The organism is Streptomyces sp. H39-C1 (genome assembly GCF_027158125.1).
GTDB lineage: Bacteria > Actinomycetota > Actinomycetes > Streptomycetales > Streptomycetaceae > Actinacidiphila > Actinacidiphila fildesensis.
The window spans coordinates 48,489-64,283 of sequence record NZ_JAPVLS010000011.1; the positions used below are offsets into that span (position 1 = coordinate 48,489).

The following is a 15,795-nucleotide window of genomic DNA, read 5'->3' on the forward strand; positions in this document are numbered from 1 at the left end:
CGAGCGTCTTTGTAATGACGATGTGATGTGGAGTGCGTCTCACCCGTTCCTTTGGCACTCACGGATTGAGTGAAAATTCGGGAACTCTGGATTTTATGTTCGGGTGTCGATACTCACATCACAACCGCCTTTTTATCGGCTATTACCCTCAGGGATGCACTGCGTTTCCCGTCCGAATGGCGGGACGCCGCGGTGATCATGGGTCCCGGAACGTGCGATAGCGTTTGGGGCCGCCTCGGCGGTACCCGCGTGACCTGGGCCTTCGGGCCCGCCGGGCGCGGCAGGTAACGCAGCGTCAGGATCGAAGCGCAGGACGAACCAGAGGAGCACGCCGTGGTCCGCCCCGGGAGGCAGCCGGCACTCGTCGTCGCTGTCGTGTTCACCGCAGCGGCGGTCGTCCAGCAGATCCTGCCGGCCGTCGGCGTCGGCGGCCCGCTGCCGGGCTGGCAGCCCCTTCCGTTCCTGCTCGTGGCCGCTCCCGCGTGGCTGCTGGCCCGCCCCTGGGCGACCGCCGGGCGCAAACCGCCGTACGTGCTGGCCTGGCTCGTGGTCCGGCTGCGCCATGTCCCGTCCTGGGCGCTGCCCGCCGCGGTGCTCGCGGCGGCCGCCGTGGTCTGGGCCGCGCTGCAGGACCAGGAGCCGTACCTCGGGCACGAGGAGGCGGTCTACGCGAACAAGGCGCGGTCCTGGCTGGACGGCACCCCGGACGCGGGCTGGGGCACCTACCGGCCGATCGGACTGCCGGTGCTGGGCCGGCTCGCGCTGGGCCTGAGTGACACCGTCGGGGCGGTCAGGGCGGTGGCGCTCGTCCTGGCGCTCTTCACCCTCACCGTCACGTATGTCGTCGCCGCCCGCTGGACGACCCCGCGACGGGCGGCCGTCGCGGCGCTGCTGGTGCTGGGCGGGCTGGGCTTCCTGCGCCGGCTCCCCGAGTTCCTCAACGACATCGGCTCCACCGGCCTGTTGCTGATCGTGGTGTACCTGCTGACGAGGGCGCAGGAGAAACCTTCCTCGCGCGCCCTGCTCTGGGTGCCGCCCGTCGCGCTGGCCGCGTTCTACCTGCGCTACGGCGTCGCCGGGAACCTCGTCGCGATCGCGATCGCCGCCGTCGCCGCCTACGGGCCGCGCGCCTGGCTGGAGCAGCGCGGCCGGCTGGCCGTGGCGGCGGCGGTCTTCCTCGCCGGCCTGGTGCCGCACTTCGTCTACGCGACGAAGGTGGCCGGCTGGCCGCTGGGGCTGATCTTCTCCGCCACCTCGCACGCGAACCGCGCCTACGTGGGCGACGGATTCGTCTACTACCTCGGGATCTTCCCGTACCGACTGGCCGGCGACCTCGGCGCGGTGGTGATGGCGGCCGGCCTCTACGCGGCGGGCGCCGCGTTCCGGCGGCGCCTGAGCACCGGGACCGAGGGCCGGACGGCCCGCCGGAAGGTGTTCCTCGGGTCGACGGCCGTGCTCGTCGTCGTCCTGCTCGGGATGGCCACCGACGGGGAGCCGCGCTTCATCTACCTGTCGGTGGTGCTGCTCACCATCCTCGGAGTGCAGGCGATCGCCGACCTGACCGGCCGCTGGTCCGCGCACGTCCTGACGGCCGTGGCGCTGCTCGCCGCCATCACCGTGCCGGCGACCGCCATGTCCGTGGCCCGCGGGGCGATGCCCGCACCGAACGCGGAGCGTGACTCGACGGTTCCGGTGGCGGAACAACTCGCCTCGGACGGTCCGTGCCTGCTGGTCACCGGGTACGAACCGGAAATGGGCTGGTACTCGGGCTGCGACGCGATCACCTACGCCCAGGCGGCGGAAACGGACTTCCCGGCGGGCACCAGGGTCAGTTTCGTGCTCTTCCGGCACGGCCGGCTGCAGCCCGGCGCCGCCGCGCTGCGCGACCTCATCGACGGCCACTCCGTCACCACCCGCACCATCCGCACCACCGGGTCGCTGGGCACCGCCACCGTCATCACGCTGCGCTGATCCCGGTCCTGGCCAGGCCCCGCAAGGGAACCGGCGCACCGTCCCGCCGCCGCCCCCGGAGCGGGTCATTCCGTCAAGGTGAGGTGGGCCACATGACCAGACCTCCACCTGGCGTACTCTGTCGTCTCACTCGCCTTTACCGCCGGTCAACCGGAATGGTGTAGCGACGTCCAGTTCCGAGGTAGTGAGAGCACCCCGCTGGGAGGTACGTAGATGACTGGGACGACAACGGTCGGCTCGGTGAGGCCGGCAGCCGTCCCACCGCATCAGCGTCCGGCCGGACGCTGGACCGTCCTGGTGGTCCTGTGCGTGAGCCTGCTGCTCGTCGCGCTCGACGCGACCGTGCTGCACGTCGCGGTCCCCGCGCTCACCGAGGACCTGCACCCGGGCGCGATACAGCTGCTGTGGATCGTCGACGCCTATCCGCTCGTCGCCGCCTCGCTGCTGATCCTCTTCGGCACCCTCGGCGACCGCGTCGGACGGCGAAAGATCCTGCTGATCGGCTACGGGCTCTTCGGCCTCGCCTCGGCCCTCGCCGCGTTCGCCACCGGCGCGCACGTCCTCATCGCGGCCCGGGCGCTGCTCGGGGTCGGCGGCGCCATGATCATGCCGGCGACGCTGTCGATACTCCGCCAGGTCTTCCCCGACCGCCGGGAGCGCGCGGTCGCCATCGGCGTGTGGAGTGCCGTCGCCGCCGTGGGCGCCGCGGTCGGACCGGTACTGGGCGGCTTCCTCGTCGAGCACTTCTGGTGGGGATCGGTCTTCCTCATCAACATCCCGCTGATGGCCGTGATCCTGCCGCTCTCGCGCTGGCTGCTCCCCGAGTCCAAGGGCGAGGGCTGCGGCCCGTGGGACGTCCTCGGCGCCCTCATGGCGGCGTTCGGCGTCCTCGGCGTGGTCCTCGGGGTCAAGCGCCTCGGCGGCGGTGCGAGCCTGCTCGACCCCGGGGCGATCGGTCCCGTCGTGGTCGGCGCGGTGCTGCTGGTGCTCTTCGTGCGCCGGCAGAAGCGCCGCGAACACCCGCTCATAGACATCGGCATGTTCTCCCGCCCCACCTTCAGTACCTCCGTCGGCTGCATCGTCCTGGCCATGCTCGCGCTCGTCGGCCTCGAACTGATCGCCGTGCAGTACCTGCAACTGGTGCTCGGCCTCAGCCCCTTCGCGACCGGGCTCCGCCTGCTGCCGCTCACCTTCGCCGCGATGGCGGCCGGACTGTGCGGCTCGCGCCTGCTGCACCGCTTCGGGCCACGCGCCATGGTCGGCACCGGGTTCGTGCTCACCGCCGTCGCCGTCCTGTCCCTGACCCTGATGGGACAGACCGACCGGCCGATGCTGCTCACCGGCGCCTTCGTGCTCCTCGGATTCGGCCTGGAGACCACGATCTTCGGTGCGTACGAATCCATGCTCAGCGAAGCCCCCGCCGCTCAGGCGGGCGGCGCCGCGGCCATCGGCGAGACCTCCTACCAACTCGGCGCGGGCATGGGCATCGCGCTGCTCGGCAGCGTGATGAACGCCGCGTACGGCCCCGGCGTGGCGCACGTCCCCGGCGTCCCGTCCGCCGACGGCGCCGCCGCGGGGAACTCGCTGGGGGAGGCGTACGACGTCTCCGGCCGGCTCGGCGGCCCGGCGGGAGCCGCGCTGCGGCAGGCCGCCCGGCACTCCTTCGTGACCGGGCTGCACGTCACGCTCGTCGTCAGCGCCGGCCTGCTGCTGCTGGGCGCGCTCGCCGCGCTCCGCCTCCCGCGGGTGATGGACTGCGGCGCCCTCCTCCTGAAAGCGGAGGGATTCGCAGAAGTCGAGACCCCCGCCCACGAGGTGTCCGCCGCGGAACACCGGCCGTCCCTCGCGAAGCACCCGGACCACTCCGGCCACCACCCGGACCACTCGGGCCACCCGCTGCCCGCTCAGTACCACGCGCCCGACGCCGAACGCCTGGTGTCCGCGGGCGAACAGCAGGCGGGACTTTACGTGGCGGGAGCACGCACGTAGCGTCGTCCACGACCTTGTAGATCACCTCGTAGCTCACCCAGGAGACCGTCATGTCCGGGAGCGCGCTGCCGCCGTTCGATCCGTACGATCCGCTCGGGATCGACGATCTGCTCAGTGACGAGGACCGCGCGGTGCGCGAGACCGTCAGGAACTGGGCCGCGGACCGCGTACTGCCGTACGTGGCGGGCTGGTACGAGTCGGGCGAGCTGCCCGTCATCCGGGAGCTCGCCCGGGAACTCGGCGCCATCGGCGCGCTCGGCATGTCCCTCACCGGCTACGGCTGCGCGGGCGCCAGCAACGTCCAGTACGGCCTGGCCTGTCTGGAACTGGAGGCGGCCGACTCCGGGATCCGCTCGCTGGTCTCCGTACAGGGATCGCTGGCGATGTACGCCATCCACCGCTTCGGCTCCGAGGAGCAGCGCCAGGAGTGGCTGCCGCGGATGGCCTCCGGCGAGGTCATCGGCTGCTTCGGCCTCACCGAGCCCGACGTCGGCTCCGACCCGGCCGGGATGCGGACGTACGCCAAGCGCGACGGTGGGGGCACCTCCCGGACGGAGTCCGGGGGAGACTGGGTGCTCAACGGCCGCAAGATGTGGATCACCAACGGCTCGGTGGCCGGGGTCGCCGTGGTCTGGGCCCGAACCGACGACGGCATCCGCGGCTTCGTCGTCCCGACCGACGCCCCCGGCTTCTCGGCGCCGGAGATCAAGCACAAGTGGAGCCTGCGCGCCTCGGTCACCAGCGAACTCGTCCTGGACGACGTCCGGCTGCCCGCCGGTGCCGTGCTCCCCGAGGGCGCCGGCCTCAAGGGCCCGCTCAGCTGTCTGAGCCACGCGCGCTACGGCATCGTCTGGGGCGCGATGGGCGCGGCCCGCAGCAGCTTCGAATCGGCGCTGGAGTACTCGAAGACCCGCGAACAGTTCGGCCGGCCCATCGGCGGCTTCCAGCTCACCCAGGCCAAACTCGCCGACATGGCGGTCGAACTGCACAAGGGCATCCTGCTCGCCCACCACCTCGGGCAGCGGATGGACGCCGGGCGGCTGCGCCCGGAGCAGGTCAGCTTCGGCAAGCTCAACAACGTGCGCGAGGCGATCGAGATCTGCCGCACCTCGCGCACCATCCTCGGCGCCAACGGCATCTCGCTGGAGTATCCGGTGATGCGGCACGCGACCAACCTGGAGTCGGTGCTCACCTACGAGGGCACCGTGGAGATGCACCAACTGGTCCTGGGCAAGGCCCTCACCGGACTCGACGCCTTCAGGTGACCGGACTCGACGCCTTCCGGTGAGCGCCGCCGCAGGTCAGCGTCCTGCCGGAGCCTGCGGAGTCACCCCGCTCCTGCCCGGTGGATGGGCATCAGGGGTGGTGAACGTGTAGCCGGCGTCGATCAGCCGGGGCAGGTAGTTCTTCAGCGCGGCCACCGTCTGTGAGCGGTCGCCGCCGCTGCCGGGCGCGGGATCGTCGTCGCCGCCCTCGGTGCCGTCGTGGTTCAGCACGATGGCACCGGTGGCCGCACCGGCGACGACCCGGTCGGCGATGGTGCCGGTGCCGGGGTTGGCCCAGTCCGTCGGGTCCACCGACCAGGAGATCGGGCGCAGCCCGAGGTCGGCGCAGACGGCAAGCGAGGCGTCCGCGAAGTCGCCGTAGGGGGCACGGAACAGCACCGGCGCCCGCACACCGGTCTTTGTGACGGCGTCCTGGGTGCGCTGCATCTGGTCGCGTACGTCCGCGGCGGACAGGTCACTGAGATGAGGGTGGGACCAGGTGTGGTTTCCCAGCGAGTGCCCCTCCGCGGCGATGCGGCGCACCACGTCCGGGTACAGCCCGACGTTGTCGCCGCACACGAAGAACGTCGCATGGACGCTGTGGGCGCGCAGGACGTCCAGCACCTGCGGCGTGTACTGCGGACTGGGGCCGTCGTCGAAGGTGAGGGCCATCACCATGGAACCGGCGTTGACCTCGGTTTCCGGTGCGGGGACCCGCCGGGCACGCGCGGCCGCCGGCGCCGCCGCGGCACCGAGGCCGAGCAGAGCTGTGGCGCTTACGGCGAGGAAGCGGCGGCGGGGCAGCGGACTGCGGGGCTTTGGCATGGGACCATCTTGAGCGGCCGACGGCCCGGCTCGATGAGGGACGCGCCGAGTCCGGGCGGATCAAGGGCGAAGCCGAAAAAGACACACGCCAAGGCTCCGACCGCCGGATGCTGCTTCACCGCCGGGCCGCCCGGTGGCCGTCCGAGGGTGACCAAGGACGACTACCAACGACCGTTGACGACGACTCCCAAGCTGCTCACAGCGTTGTCCATACCGTGCTTCCGTGGTGCTGAGCGTGGTTGATCAGTTCTGGTTGAAGAATCCGTCGGCGCCGCGCTTCGACTCGGCGTTGAGGACCATGTAGTCGGCGGGGGTCAGCAGGAAGACACGGGTGGCGATGCGCTCGATCGAGCCGCGAAGCCCGAAGGTGAGACCCGCCGCGAAGTCGACGACGCGCTTCGCGTCGCTCGACTCCATACCCGTAAGGTTCACGATCACCGGCACGCCCTTGCGGAAGAGCTCGCCGATGCCGCGGGCATCCCGGAAGCCGTCCGGGGTCACGGTGGCGATCTGGCGGCCCTGTTCCTCGGCCGTCTCGCTCGCCACCTGGACCCTGGGGTCGGTCACCCAGGTGTCGCCGCGCTCGGATCCCTCGCCGTAGTCGGCGTACTCCTCGTCGTAGTAGCTCTCGTCGCCGTTGTCGTCGACGAGGCCCAGCCAGGCACTCGCCCGTCGAACCGAACCCATGGACGCCTCCTCTCACACGCGGTCAATATCGTCCGCACCCCTATGGTCGTCCATGATGCCGATGATGCGCCAAGCGGATAGCCGCCACCCAGGGGACTTGTGACGGTACTGGTGCACAAGATAGGTGTCGGGGAGTCAGGTAGCCATAGGCATACGGATGGTGACGAAGTGATGGGAGCGCTCCCCTCTTCCGGGTGACGCCGCACGGCCGGACGGCGGTACGCCAGTCATGAGATCGTTCCATCGGTAGCATGTCGGGCCGATCGTACGATGAAGCCGCTGGGGGAGCGTTGTTCGGAATTATCAGGCCGTGTCGCCACCGGATGTCGGAGGGACTCGCCACTTCCTGGATGGCGCACCTGTGCGGGCTGTGCCTCGCGTTGCGCGACGACCACGGGCAGCTGGCCCGCATCGCCACCAACTACGACGGGCTGATCATCTCGGCGCTGGTCGAGGCCCAGGTCCCGGGCGCGGCGGCGTCGGCGAAGTGGCGGCGGACCGCCGGGCCCTGTCCGTTGCGCGGGATGCGCACCGCGCCGGTGGCGACGGGCGAGGGCGCGCGGCTGGCCGCCGCCGTCTCGCTCGTGCTGGCGTCGGCGAAGATGCGTGACCATATCGACGACCGGGACGGCGCCATGGGGCGGCGGCCGGTCGCGGCGGCGGCGCGGACCGTCGCCCGGCGCTGGGACCGGGCCGGCGCGCGGACCGGCGGCGGGCTCGGGTTCGACACGGCGGTGCTGGTGGACGCGGTGGACCGGCAGTCCGGGATCGAGGCGCTGGCCAGGACGGGCACCCCGCTGCTGACGGTCACCGAGCCGACCGAGACCGCGACCGCGGCCGCCTTCGGCTACACGGCGGTCCTCGCCGGACGGCCCGGGAACCGTGCGCCGTTGGAGGAGGCCGGCCGGCTCTTCGGCCGGCTGGCGCATCTGCTGGACGCGGTCGAGGACCAGACGGCTGACGCCGCGTCGGGTGCGTGGAACCCGCTGACGGCGACGGGCACCGGCCGCGACGAGGCCCGGCGGCTGTGCGACGACGCGGTGCGCGGGGTGCGGCTGGCGCTGAAGGACACCGAGTTCACCGACGGCCGGCTCGTTCACGTCCTGCTCGCCCATGAGCTGCGGCGCTCGGTGGACCGCGCCTTCGGCGGCTCCTGCGCACACACCCACCCCAACGCGCTCGAAGGGCAGGGTCTCGGCCGGGCCCAGGGTCTGGACCTGGGGCAGCTGGAGCTGCCGCAGCTGAGCGGGAATCCGTACGGTCCTGGTCAGAGCCCGTACGCGCCCGGTGGGCCGGGCTTCCCGCCCAACGGTTTCCCGCCGCCCGAGCCGCCGCGCCGGCGAGGGCTGATCGCCGGGTGCGCGCTGTGGAGCGGGCTGTGCTGCACCTGCCAGCTCTGCTGCCGGGACCACTACGAGGACCCGTGGAACGGCAGGCGCCGCGAGGGATGGTGCTCGAACTGCGACTGCGACTGCTGCGATGGCTGCGATTGCTGTGATGGGTGCGACTGCTGCGATTGCGGTTGTGACTGCGGGTGTTGAACGGGAGATGAAGAGTCCTTCTCGAACTCGAAAGGTGCGTAACGAGGGAGGGAGAGAAGGTGGCGTGGGTGCGGGAAGGAAGACCGGGCTGACGGGGAGAGCTACGGGAGAGCCTGAGGTGAAGCGGCCGCGGCGGGAGTGGGACAGTGCGCGCGGGCGGGCGGAGCCAGGGCCGGCCGAGCAGGCCCTAAAGGGTCAGCGACAACACGAGGACGACCACACTCGACCGAAGTCGATGTGGTCGCGGGTGACCAACTGACAGCTGCGCATGGGGTCAGTGGAACAGCCGCCGTCCCCATCCGTCAACCACGCTGAGACGCGGCGCCCACCAGTTGGACATGCTTGACAGTGGGCGACGCTGTGGGATTAGCCTCGGGCCACGGTCATGACGACCCGGTCGCGTTGAGGGACGCGGCGTGCGTGAAGGCAACTCCCGTGCTCCTCCAGTGTGTCCACGGAGTCTCCGCATGCCCGAAACCCCTCCAGGCCATCGGCCCATCCGCCCGCTGCACCTGGCCTTCGCGATCGACGGCCGGGAACGGCATCCGGAACCGTACGAGGCCTCCTCCTGCATCGAGCTCGCCCGGCTCGCCGAGCGCGGCGCGCTGGACTTCGTCACGCTCGACGACGTCCCGGCGCCGGCCTACGGCGGTGCCGGACGGCTCGACGCGCTCGCCGTCCTCACGCAGGTCGCACCCGCCACCGACCGGATCGGCCTGGTGGCCGCCGTCACCGCCACGCACCACGGGCCGGTCCCCGTCCCGGCGGCGCTCGCCACCCTCGACCGGGTCAGCCGCGGCCGGGCCGGCTGGACGCCGCTGCTCCCCGACGCGGACGCCCTGCTGCGGGACGGCTGGGCGGACGCCGCCGGGTTCCCTGACGTGACGTCAGTCGAACCCGGACCGTTGGAGGGCCGGCCGGTGCTCGCGGTCGACGCGACGCTGGAGGCGCCGCGCGAGACGGCCGCGCGGCACGCGGACGTGGCGTACGTACGGGTCGGCGGTCCGCACTCGGAGCGGCTGGCGTACGAAGCCCGCACTGACCTGCGCCGCCGGGCGGCGGCGTACGGCCGGGACCCGGACCGGCTCACGGTCCTGGCCTCGCTCGCCGTCGAACTGTTCGATCCGGCCGACGCCGTGGTCCTCGCCGACCTGTTCGGCGACTGGCACCGCGACGGGATCACCGACGGCTTCCACGTACGGCCCGCCGATCCGCGGCGGGATCTGGCCCGGCTGGTGAACGCGACCGTGCCCGTGCTCCAGCAACGCGGACTGTTCCGCCGCTTCCAGCCCGGCACGACGCTGCGCGAACACCTCGGCCTGGACCGTCCGGTGAGCCGCCCGGCGACCGCACGGTGAGCGGAACGGTGAGCCGCCCGGTGTGCGGCACGGTGGGCCGTCCGGTCGGCTGACCGCCGCCGGCGATCCGGACGGGCCAATTCCGGCCACTGCCCCACCGTCCGGCCGGAGGGCAGCCGCCGACCGGAGTACGGGGAGCACGACGCCGCGCGATCATCTCGGCCTGCGGCAGCCGCTATGGAAGGTTGATGACCATGAGTTCCGAGACTGAGCAGGACTGGAAGAACTGGCGCGAGCGGCGCGCCGAGTCGGTCGCCGCGCCGTACGGGCCACTGGCCCTGACCGGCACGTACTGGCTCGCCGACGCGGCGGACGGGAAGATCCCCGGGCTGCCGGGGGAGTGGCGGGAGCAGGACGGCTCGGTGGTCCACCAGGGCGATGGCGTCTTCGGGCGGCTGGAACCCGAGGGCGAGCCGGTGCTGTTCGGCGAGAAGCGGATCGTGGCGATCGACCGCGAGGGGCTGCTCGCCCTCCGGATCTGGGACCCGGCCTCGGACGCCCGGCGTGATTTCGCGGGGATCGGCGCGTTCGACTACGACGAGCGGTGGGTGCTGCCGGCGGTTTTCCGCCCGTACCCCGAGGGACGCGCCGTGCGCGCGCCGCACGCCGACGGCCGGGAGCGCGGACTCGGCGTCAGCGGCGAACTGGCCTTCACCGTGGACGGCGCTGAGCACTCGCTCGCGGTCGCGGTGGAGGAGGACGGCACGCTCTGGGGCGTCATCGCCGACGCGACCAGCGGAAGGAGCAGCTACCGCTTCCGTTTCCTGCGGACCCCGGCGCCCGCCGCGGACGGCCGCGTGGTGCTGGACTTCAACCGGACGCTGCTCCCGCCGTGCGCGTTCGCCGACGCCTTCGTCTGCCCGTTCCCGCCGCCCGGCAACACGCTGCCCTTCGCACTCGAAGCGGGCGAGAGCAAGGTGCTCACCAGCTGAGACCCGGCTCGAAACCCGGTTCGAAACCCGGTGGGACCGGCTTCGGTGGCTGGTTCCGGTTCCGGTTCGAGATGCTCCGGCCGAGGTCCGTTCGAGAGACGGCCGCGGCCGGTTGAGATGTCGTCAGCACGGGTGTGCCTCGGTGGTCCGTACGGTCGCCGGGGCGCCGTCGCGTCCGAACAGCGCGGCCGAAAGGCGCCCTTGTGTGTTCCGCGCGGGCTCTGAATACTCCCGTCCAGTGCTTGTCAGGGTCACGTCGAGTTCGTTAATCGGTGCGGCGCTGACAGGCCGAGCTGACCTCCACCCCCCACAGGAGGAATGAATGAAAATCACCCGACGCGCCGGCCTGCTCGCTGTGACGTCCGGCCTGGTGGCCGTCACCGCGCTCACGCTGCCCGCCGCCAACGCCGCCCCCACGGCGACGGCAACCCCGGAGGCCGCCGCAGCGGTCGCCACCTCGCTCGGCACCGCGGCCACCGCGGGCAGCTACTACGACGCGGCGTCGAAGACCACCGTCGTCAACGTCACCTCGGCCAGGGCCGCCGACGCCGTACGGGCGGCCGGAGCGACACCCAGGACCGTCCGGTTCAGCTCGGCAGTACTCGACAAGGCAGGCGAGGCCGCCAGGTCCGCCGACATCGCGGGCTCGGCGTGGTCCGTCGACCCGCTGACCAACAAGCTCGCCGTGAGCGTCGACAGCCGGGTCACCGCCGCCCAGCTGGCCAAGCTCACCAAGGCCACCGCGAGCTACGGCGACGCCGTGAGCATCAACCGCGTGGCCGGGAAGTTCAGCAAGCTGCTCTCCGGCGGGGACGCCATCTACACCAGCCAGTGGCGCTGCTCGGTCGGCTTCAACGTCCGCAGCGGCAACACGTACTACTTCCTCACCGCGGGCCACTGCACCGAGGGCTACCCGGCCTGGACCACGTCCTCCGGCACCTCCATCGGCCCGACCACCGGCAACAGCTTCCCGAACAACGACTACGGGATCGTCCGCTACGACAACTCCTCGATCGCGCACCCCGGCGCCGTCGGCAGCCAGGACATCGCCAGCGCGGGCAACGCCTACGTCGGTGAACCCGTCAAGCGCCGCGGCTCCACCACCGGCATCCACAGCGGCTCGGTGACCGGACTCAACGCCACCGTGAACTACGGCGGCGGCGACATCGTCTACGGCATGATCAAGACCAACGTCTGTGCCGAGCCCGGCGACAGCGGCGGTTCGCTCTACAACGGCTCCATCGCGGTCGGCCTCACCTCGGGCGGCAGCGGCAACTGCTCCTCCGGCGGGACGACGTTCTTCCAGCCGGTCACCGAAGCGCTCAGTGCCTACGGAGTCAGCGTCTACTGACGCACCACCACCGACACCGGCGACGGCCTGCAGCGAACAGGACGGAGCCCCCGCCGACCCTGCCGGCGGGGGCTCTGCCATGTGCCCGTACAGAGGTGCCGTACCCCCGTGGACCCCCGTGGATTTCGGGAGCCGTGCACCCGTGAACCTCCGCCCCATGCGGTCAGTGGCTGTCCGCGACGGCTGGCAGACTGACCGCATGTTGGAGACCTCGGCGCGGCTGCTGCGTCTGCTCTCGCTCCTCCAGTCCCGGCGGGACTGGTCCGGCCCCGACCTCGCGGCGCGCCTGGACGTCACCGCGCGCACGGTGCGCCGCGACGTCGACCGGCTGCGGACCCTCGGCTACCCGGTGCACGCCGCCCCCGGCACGGCCGGCGGCTACCGGCTCGGCGCGGGCGCCGCGCTTCCACCGCTGCTGCTGGACGACGAGGAGGCGGTCGCCGTCGCGCTGTGCCTGCGCACCGGCGTGGGCGGCACCGTCGCCGGGATCGAGGAGGTCTCCGTCCGGGCGCTGTCCAAGCTGGAGCAGGTGCTCCCGTCACGGCTGCGGCACCGGGTCCAGGCCATGCAGGCGATCACCGTCCACGCGCCCCCGCCCGGCCGGGCGACCGTCGGCCAGGACGTGCTGACCGCCATCGGCGCGGCCTGCCGCGACCGCGAACGGCTGCGCTTCGACTACAGCGACCACAGCGGCACCTCCAGCCGCCGCACGGTCGAGCCGTACCGCCTGGTCAACCACGGGCGCCGCTGGTACCTGCTCGCCTGGGACACCGGCCGGGAGGACTGGCGGACCTTCCGCGTCGACCGGATCGACCCCAAGTCACCCACCGGACCGCGCTTCGCACCGCGCGAACCCCCGGAGGACGCGGCGGCGTACGTCGCCAAGGGGGTCACCACCAGGGCCTACCGCTACCAGGCGCGGGTCACCCTGCACATGTCGGCGCAGGCGGTCGCCGACTTCGGCTGGACGGGCTTCGGCACGGTCGAGGCGATCGACGACAAGACCTGCGAACTGCGGACGGGCGCCGAGTCGCTCGACGGCCTCACCGTCTTCATCGCCCTCCTCGGAGCGGAGTTCGAGGTGCACGAACCGCCCGAGCTCGCCGAGCAGCTGAGAGTGGTGGCCGCCCGGCTGCTGCGCGCGGCGGACCGTACGCCGCCGGACTGACGGGCACGGTTCGGGCGGGCGGTGCGGTGCGGCGGACGGCGTGGTGTGGCGGTGCGGTGCGGCGGACGGCGTGGTGTGGCGGTGCGGTGCGGCGGCGTGGAGAGGTCCGTGCGGTGCGGCTGCCCCGTGGGACCCCGGCGCCCCTGCCGTGCACCGCCCCGCCCGTACGAGCGGCGCTCGGCGGGGGTTCCCGCAGTACGCTGGAAACACTGCACGTGTATACGGCAGGGGGCCGAAATGATCGTGGAGCTGGTGTCCGCCGTCCTTGCGGCCGGGGCCGTTTACGGGGTGGCCGCCGCCCGGGTGGTGCGGCAGTACGAGCGGGGTGTCGTGCTGCGGCTGGGCCGGCTCAGGTCGGAGCCCAAGGGTCCCGGATTCACCATGGTCATTCCAGGGGTGGACCGGCTGCGGAAGGTCAATCTGCAGATCGTGACGATGCCCATTCCCGGGCAGGACGGCATCACCCGCGACAACGTCTCGGTCAAGGTGGACGCGGTCGTGTACTTCAAGGTCATCAACGCCGTCGACGCCGTCATCCAGGTCGAGGACTACCGCTTCGCGGTGTCCCAGGTCGCCCAGACCTCGCTGCGTTCGATCATCGGCAAGAGCGATCTGGACGAGCTGCTGTCGAACCGGGAGAAGCTGAACGAAGGCCTGGAAGTGATGATCGACAGCCCGGCGCTGGGCTGGGGTGTGCAGATCGACCGGGTCGAGATCAAGGACGTGTCGCTGCCGGAGGCGATGAAGCGGTCGATGTCCCGGCAGGCCGAGGCGGAGCGTGAACGGCGCGCCCGCATCATCAACGCGGACGCCGAACTGCAGGCGTCGAAGGTGCTCGCCCAGGCGGCCAAGCAGATGGAGGACAACCCCTCCGCCCTCCAACTGCGCCTGCTCCAGACGGTGGTGGCCGTCGCGGCGGAGAAGAACTCGACGCTGGTGCTGCCGTTCCCGGTCGAGCTGCTGCGCTTCCTGGAGCGCGCCGCGCCCACGCCGCCGGCACCGGCCGCCGAGCCCGCCGCCGTACGGCCCGCCGCGGATCCCGAGCCCGCCGCCGCACCCGTACCACCTGCGAACGAGCCCGTACCCGACGTCGTACCCATCCCCCCGGTCCCCCCGATCCCTCCGCTCGCCGCCGTGCCGACCCCCGCTGATCCGACGCCCGCGCTGACGTCGGCGCCGCCAGCGCCGGTCGAGAGCAACTCCCAGGCCAAGAACGAGGAGTAACCACCGCGGTCGAGCGAGCGACCGACGCGACGGAACAGTGACCGATGGACCGAACAGTCCGCCGGCCGCCGCTGTTCGTCGCTCGCTGTCCGCCGACCGTGCCGCTCACCGCACCGGCCTCCCGGCCCCAGCCGTAGCCCTTGGTGAGTGCCGCCCGGATGCCGCTTGTTCCGCCCTGTCGGGCCCGTTGCCGTCATGACTCCCAAGCATTAGATTGGGAGTCATGACGGCCTGGGGGGTCCTGCGCGACCGCGACGCGGGAAGGTATCTGGCCGGGGTGCTGGTCTCCGGCTTCGGCAGCTCGGCGATGATGCTGGCCGCCGGTATCTGGGTGAAGTCGCTGACCGGCTCCAGCAGCCTCGCCGCGCTGGTCGGCGTCTGTCTGTGGACCCCGACGCTGGCCGGTCCGCTGCTCGGCACCGTGGTCGACCGGGTGCGCCGCCGCCCGCTCCTGGTGCTGGTCAACGCCGCGATGGCCGCCCTGCTGCCGCTGCTGCTCGTGGTCCGTACGGCGGACCTGGTCTGGATCCTCTTCGCCGTGCTCGTTCTGTACGGGACCGCGGCGGTGCTCTGCGACGCGGCCGAGGCCGCCGTCGTCACCGCCACCGTCCCCGGCGAACTGCGCGGCGACTTCAACGGACTGCGGATGACCGCCAACGAGGCGATGAAGCTGCTCGCCCCGCTCGCCGGCGCCGGCCTGTACGTCCGCTACGGCGGCGGTTCCGTCGCCGTGCTCGACGCCGTCACCTTCGCGCTCGCCGCGGCCGTCTTCGCGATGGTCCGGGTGCGGGAGGAACCGCCCGCCCCCGCCACGACGGGCTGGCGCGAACAGACCGCCGAGGGCATCAGGTACCTGCGCCAGCATCCGCTGCTGCGCCGTCTGGTGGCCGTCGGTTCGATCGCCATGCTGCTCTCCGCGCTCGGCAGCTCGGCGATCTACGCGGTGGTCGACGCGGGCCTGCACCGTTCGCCCGCCTTCGTGGGCGTGCTGTACGCGGGGCAGGGCGCGGGCTCGGTCGTCGGGGGAGTGGTCGCGGGGGCGTTGCTGCGGCGGATGCCGGAACGGGTCTTCGCGGCCACCGGCATGCTGCTGTTCGCCCTCGGGGCCGCCGTACGCGCCACTCCGTGGGTCTCCGCCGCCCTGATCGGCGGCGCGGCGATCGGAGTCGGGCTGCCGTGGGTGTTGATCGCGGCGCTGACCGCCGTCCAGCGGGAGACGCCCGCCGCACTGATCGGCCGGGTCGCGGCCACCGCGAGCACGCTCGTCTTCGCGCCCACCGCGGTGGGCGGACTGGTGGGCGCCGGCCTCGTCGCGGTCGTCGACCACCGCCTGCTGCTCGCCGCCGTCGGTACGGCGGGAGTGCTCGCCGCGGCGTACTGCCTGTTCCAGGTCCCGGCGGCGGAAGCGGACGAGGTGACCTCCGCTGCGGACCGGGGTGGCCAATTCTTTACCGACGCGTAACTAGCCGCCCTTTGCTACTGGC

12 protein-coding genes are annotated in these 15,795 nt (G+C 71.9%); 10 read left to right on the forward strand and 2 right to left on the reverse strand.

The genetic code is table 11. The annotated features are described in order from the left end of the window. The first annotated feature begins 333 nt into the window (after positions 1-333). The 3 genes from O3W51_RS09865 to O3W51_RS09875 all read left to right on the forward strand — a co-directional run bounded on the left by O3W51_RS09865 (position 334) and on the right by O3W51_RS09875 (position 5,225). Positions 334-1,971 (forward strand): glycosyltransferase family 39 protein, encoded by a 1,638-nt coding sequence (locus O3W51_RS09865; RefSeq protein WP_269285218.1) that lies wholly within the window; start codon positions 334-336, stop codon positions 1,969-1,971. 213 nt (positions 1,972-2,184) lie between these two features. After that, positions 2,185-3,960 carry an MFS transporter gene (locus tag O3W51_RS09870; RefSeq protein ID WP_232485612.1) on the forward strand — a complete coding sequence of 592 codons (1,776 nt, stop codon included), beginning with the start codon at positions 2,185-2,187 and terminating at the stop codon, positions 3,958-3,960. A 50-nt stretch (positions 3,961-4,010) separates the two neighbouring features. Further along, positions 4,011-5,225, forward strand: a complete 1,215-nt coding sequence (locus O3W51_RS09875; protein WP_138353333.1) for an acyl-CoA dehydrogenase family protein — start codon at positions 4,011-4,013, stop codon at positions 5,223-5,225. 36 nt (positions 5,226-5,261) lie between these two features. Here the strand turns inward: O3W51_RS09875 and O3W51_RS09880 are convergent, their stop codons facing one another. After that, positions 5,262-6,050 (reverse strand): polysaccharide deacetylase family protein, encoded by a 789-nt coding sequence (locus O3W51_RS09880; protein ID WP_138353332.1) that lies wholly within the window; start codon positions 6,048-6,050, stop codon positions 5,262-5,264. A 243-nt stretch (positions 6,051-6,293) separates the two neighbouring features. Next, positions 6,294-6,737 carry a cell division protein SepF gene (locus tag O3W51_RS09885; RefSeq protein ID WP_138353331.1) on the reverse strand — a complete coding sequence of 148 codons (444 nt, stop codon included), beginning with the start codon at positions 6,735-6,737 and terminating at the stop codon, positions 6,294-6,296. Between the two features lie 290 nt (positions 6,738-7,027). Between O3W51_RS09885 and O3W51_RS09890 the strand changes: the two genes are divergently transcribed. The 7 genes from O3W51_RS09890 (at position 7,028) to O3W51_RS09920 (ending at position 15,773) form a co-directional block, all read left to right on the forward strand. Next, positions 7,028-8,278, forward strand: a complete 1,251-nt coding sequence (locus O3W51_RS09890) for a DUF5685 family protein (RefSeq protein ID WP_269285224.1) — start codon at positions 7,028-7,030, stop codon at positions 8,276-8,278. Positions 8,279-8,745: 467 nt separating this feature from the next. Continuing rightward, positions 8,746-9,636, forward strand: a complete 891-nt coding sequence (locus tag O3W51_RS09895) for an LLM class flavin-dependent oxidoreductase (RefSeq protein WP_269285226.1) — start codon at positions 8,746-8,748, stop codon at positions 9,634-9,636. 194 nt (positions 9,637-9,830) lie between these two features. After that, positions 9,831-10,568 carry a DUF1684 domain-containing protein gene (locus tag O3W51_RS09900; RefSeq protein ID WP_269285228.1) on the forward strand — a complete coding sequence of 246 codons (738 nt, stop codon included), beginning with the start codon at positions 9,831-9,833 and terminating at the stop codon, positions 10,566-10,568. A 322-nt stretch (positions 10,569-10,890) separates the two neighbouring features. Beyond that, positions 10,891-11,919, forward strand: coding sequence for a S1 family peptidase (locus O3W51_RS09905; protein ID WP_138353327.1), 1,029 nt, complete (start codon positions 10,891-10,893; stop codon positions 11,917-11,919). Positions 11,920-12,118: 199 nt separating this feature from the next. Further along, positions 12,119-13,087: a helix-turn-helix transcriptional regulator gene (locus O3W51_RS09910; RefSeq protein ID WP_269285230.1), complete on the forward strand. Its 969-nt coding sequence runs from the start codon at positions 12,119-12,121 to the stop codon at positions 13,085-13,087. Between the two features lie 237 nt (positions 13,088-13,324). Continuing rightward, positions 13,325-14,311 (forward strand): slipin family protein, encoded by a 987-nt coding sequence (locus O3W51_RS09915; RefSeq protein WP_138353325.1) that lies wholly within the window; start codon positions 13,325-13,327, stop codon positions 14,309-14,311. 223 nt (positions 14,312-14,534) lie between these two features. After that, entirely contained in the window at positions 14,535-15,773 is a 1,239-nt protein-coding gene (locus O3W51_RS09920; protein ID WP_269285233.1) for an MFS transporter, read from the forward strand. Positions 15,774-15,795: the final 22 nt, after the last annotated feature.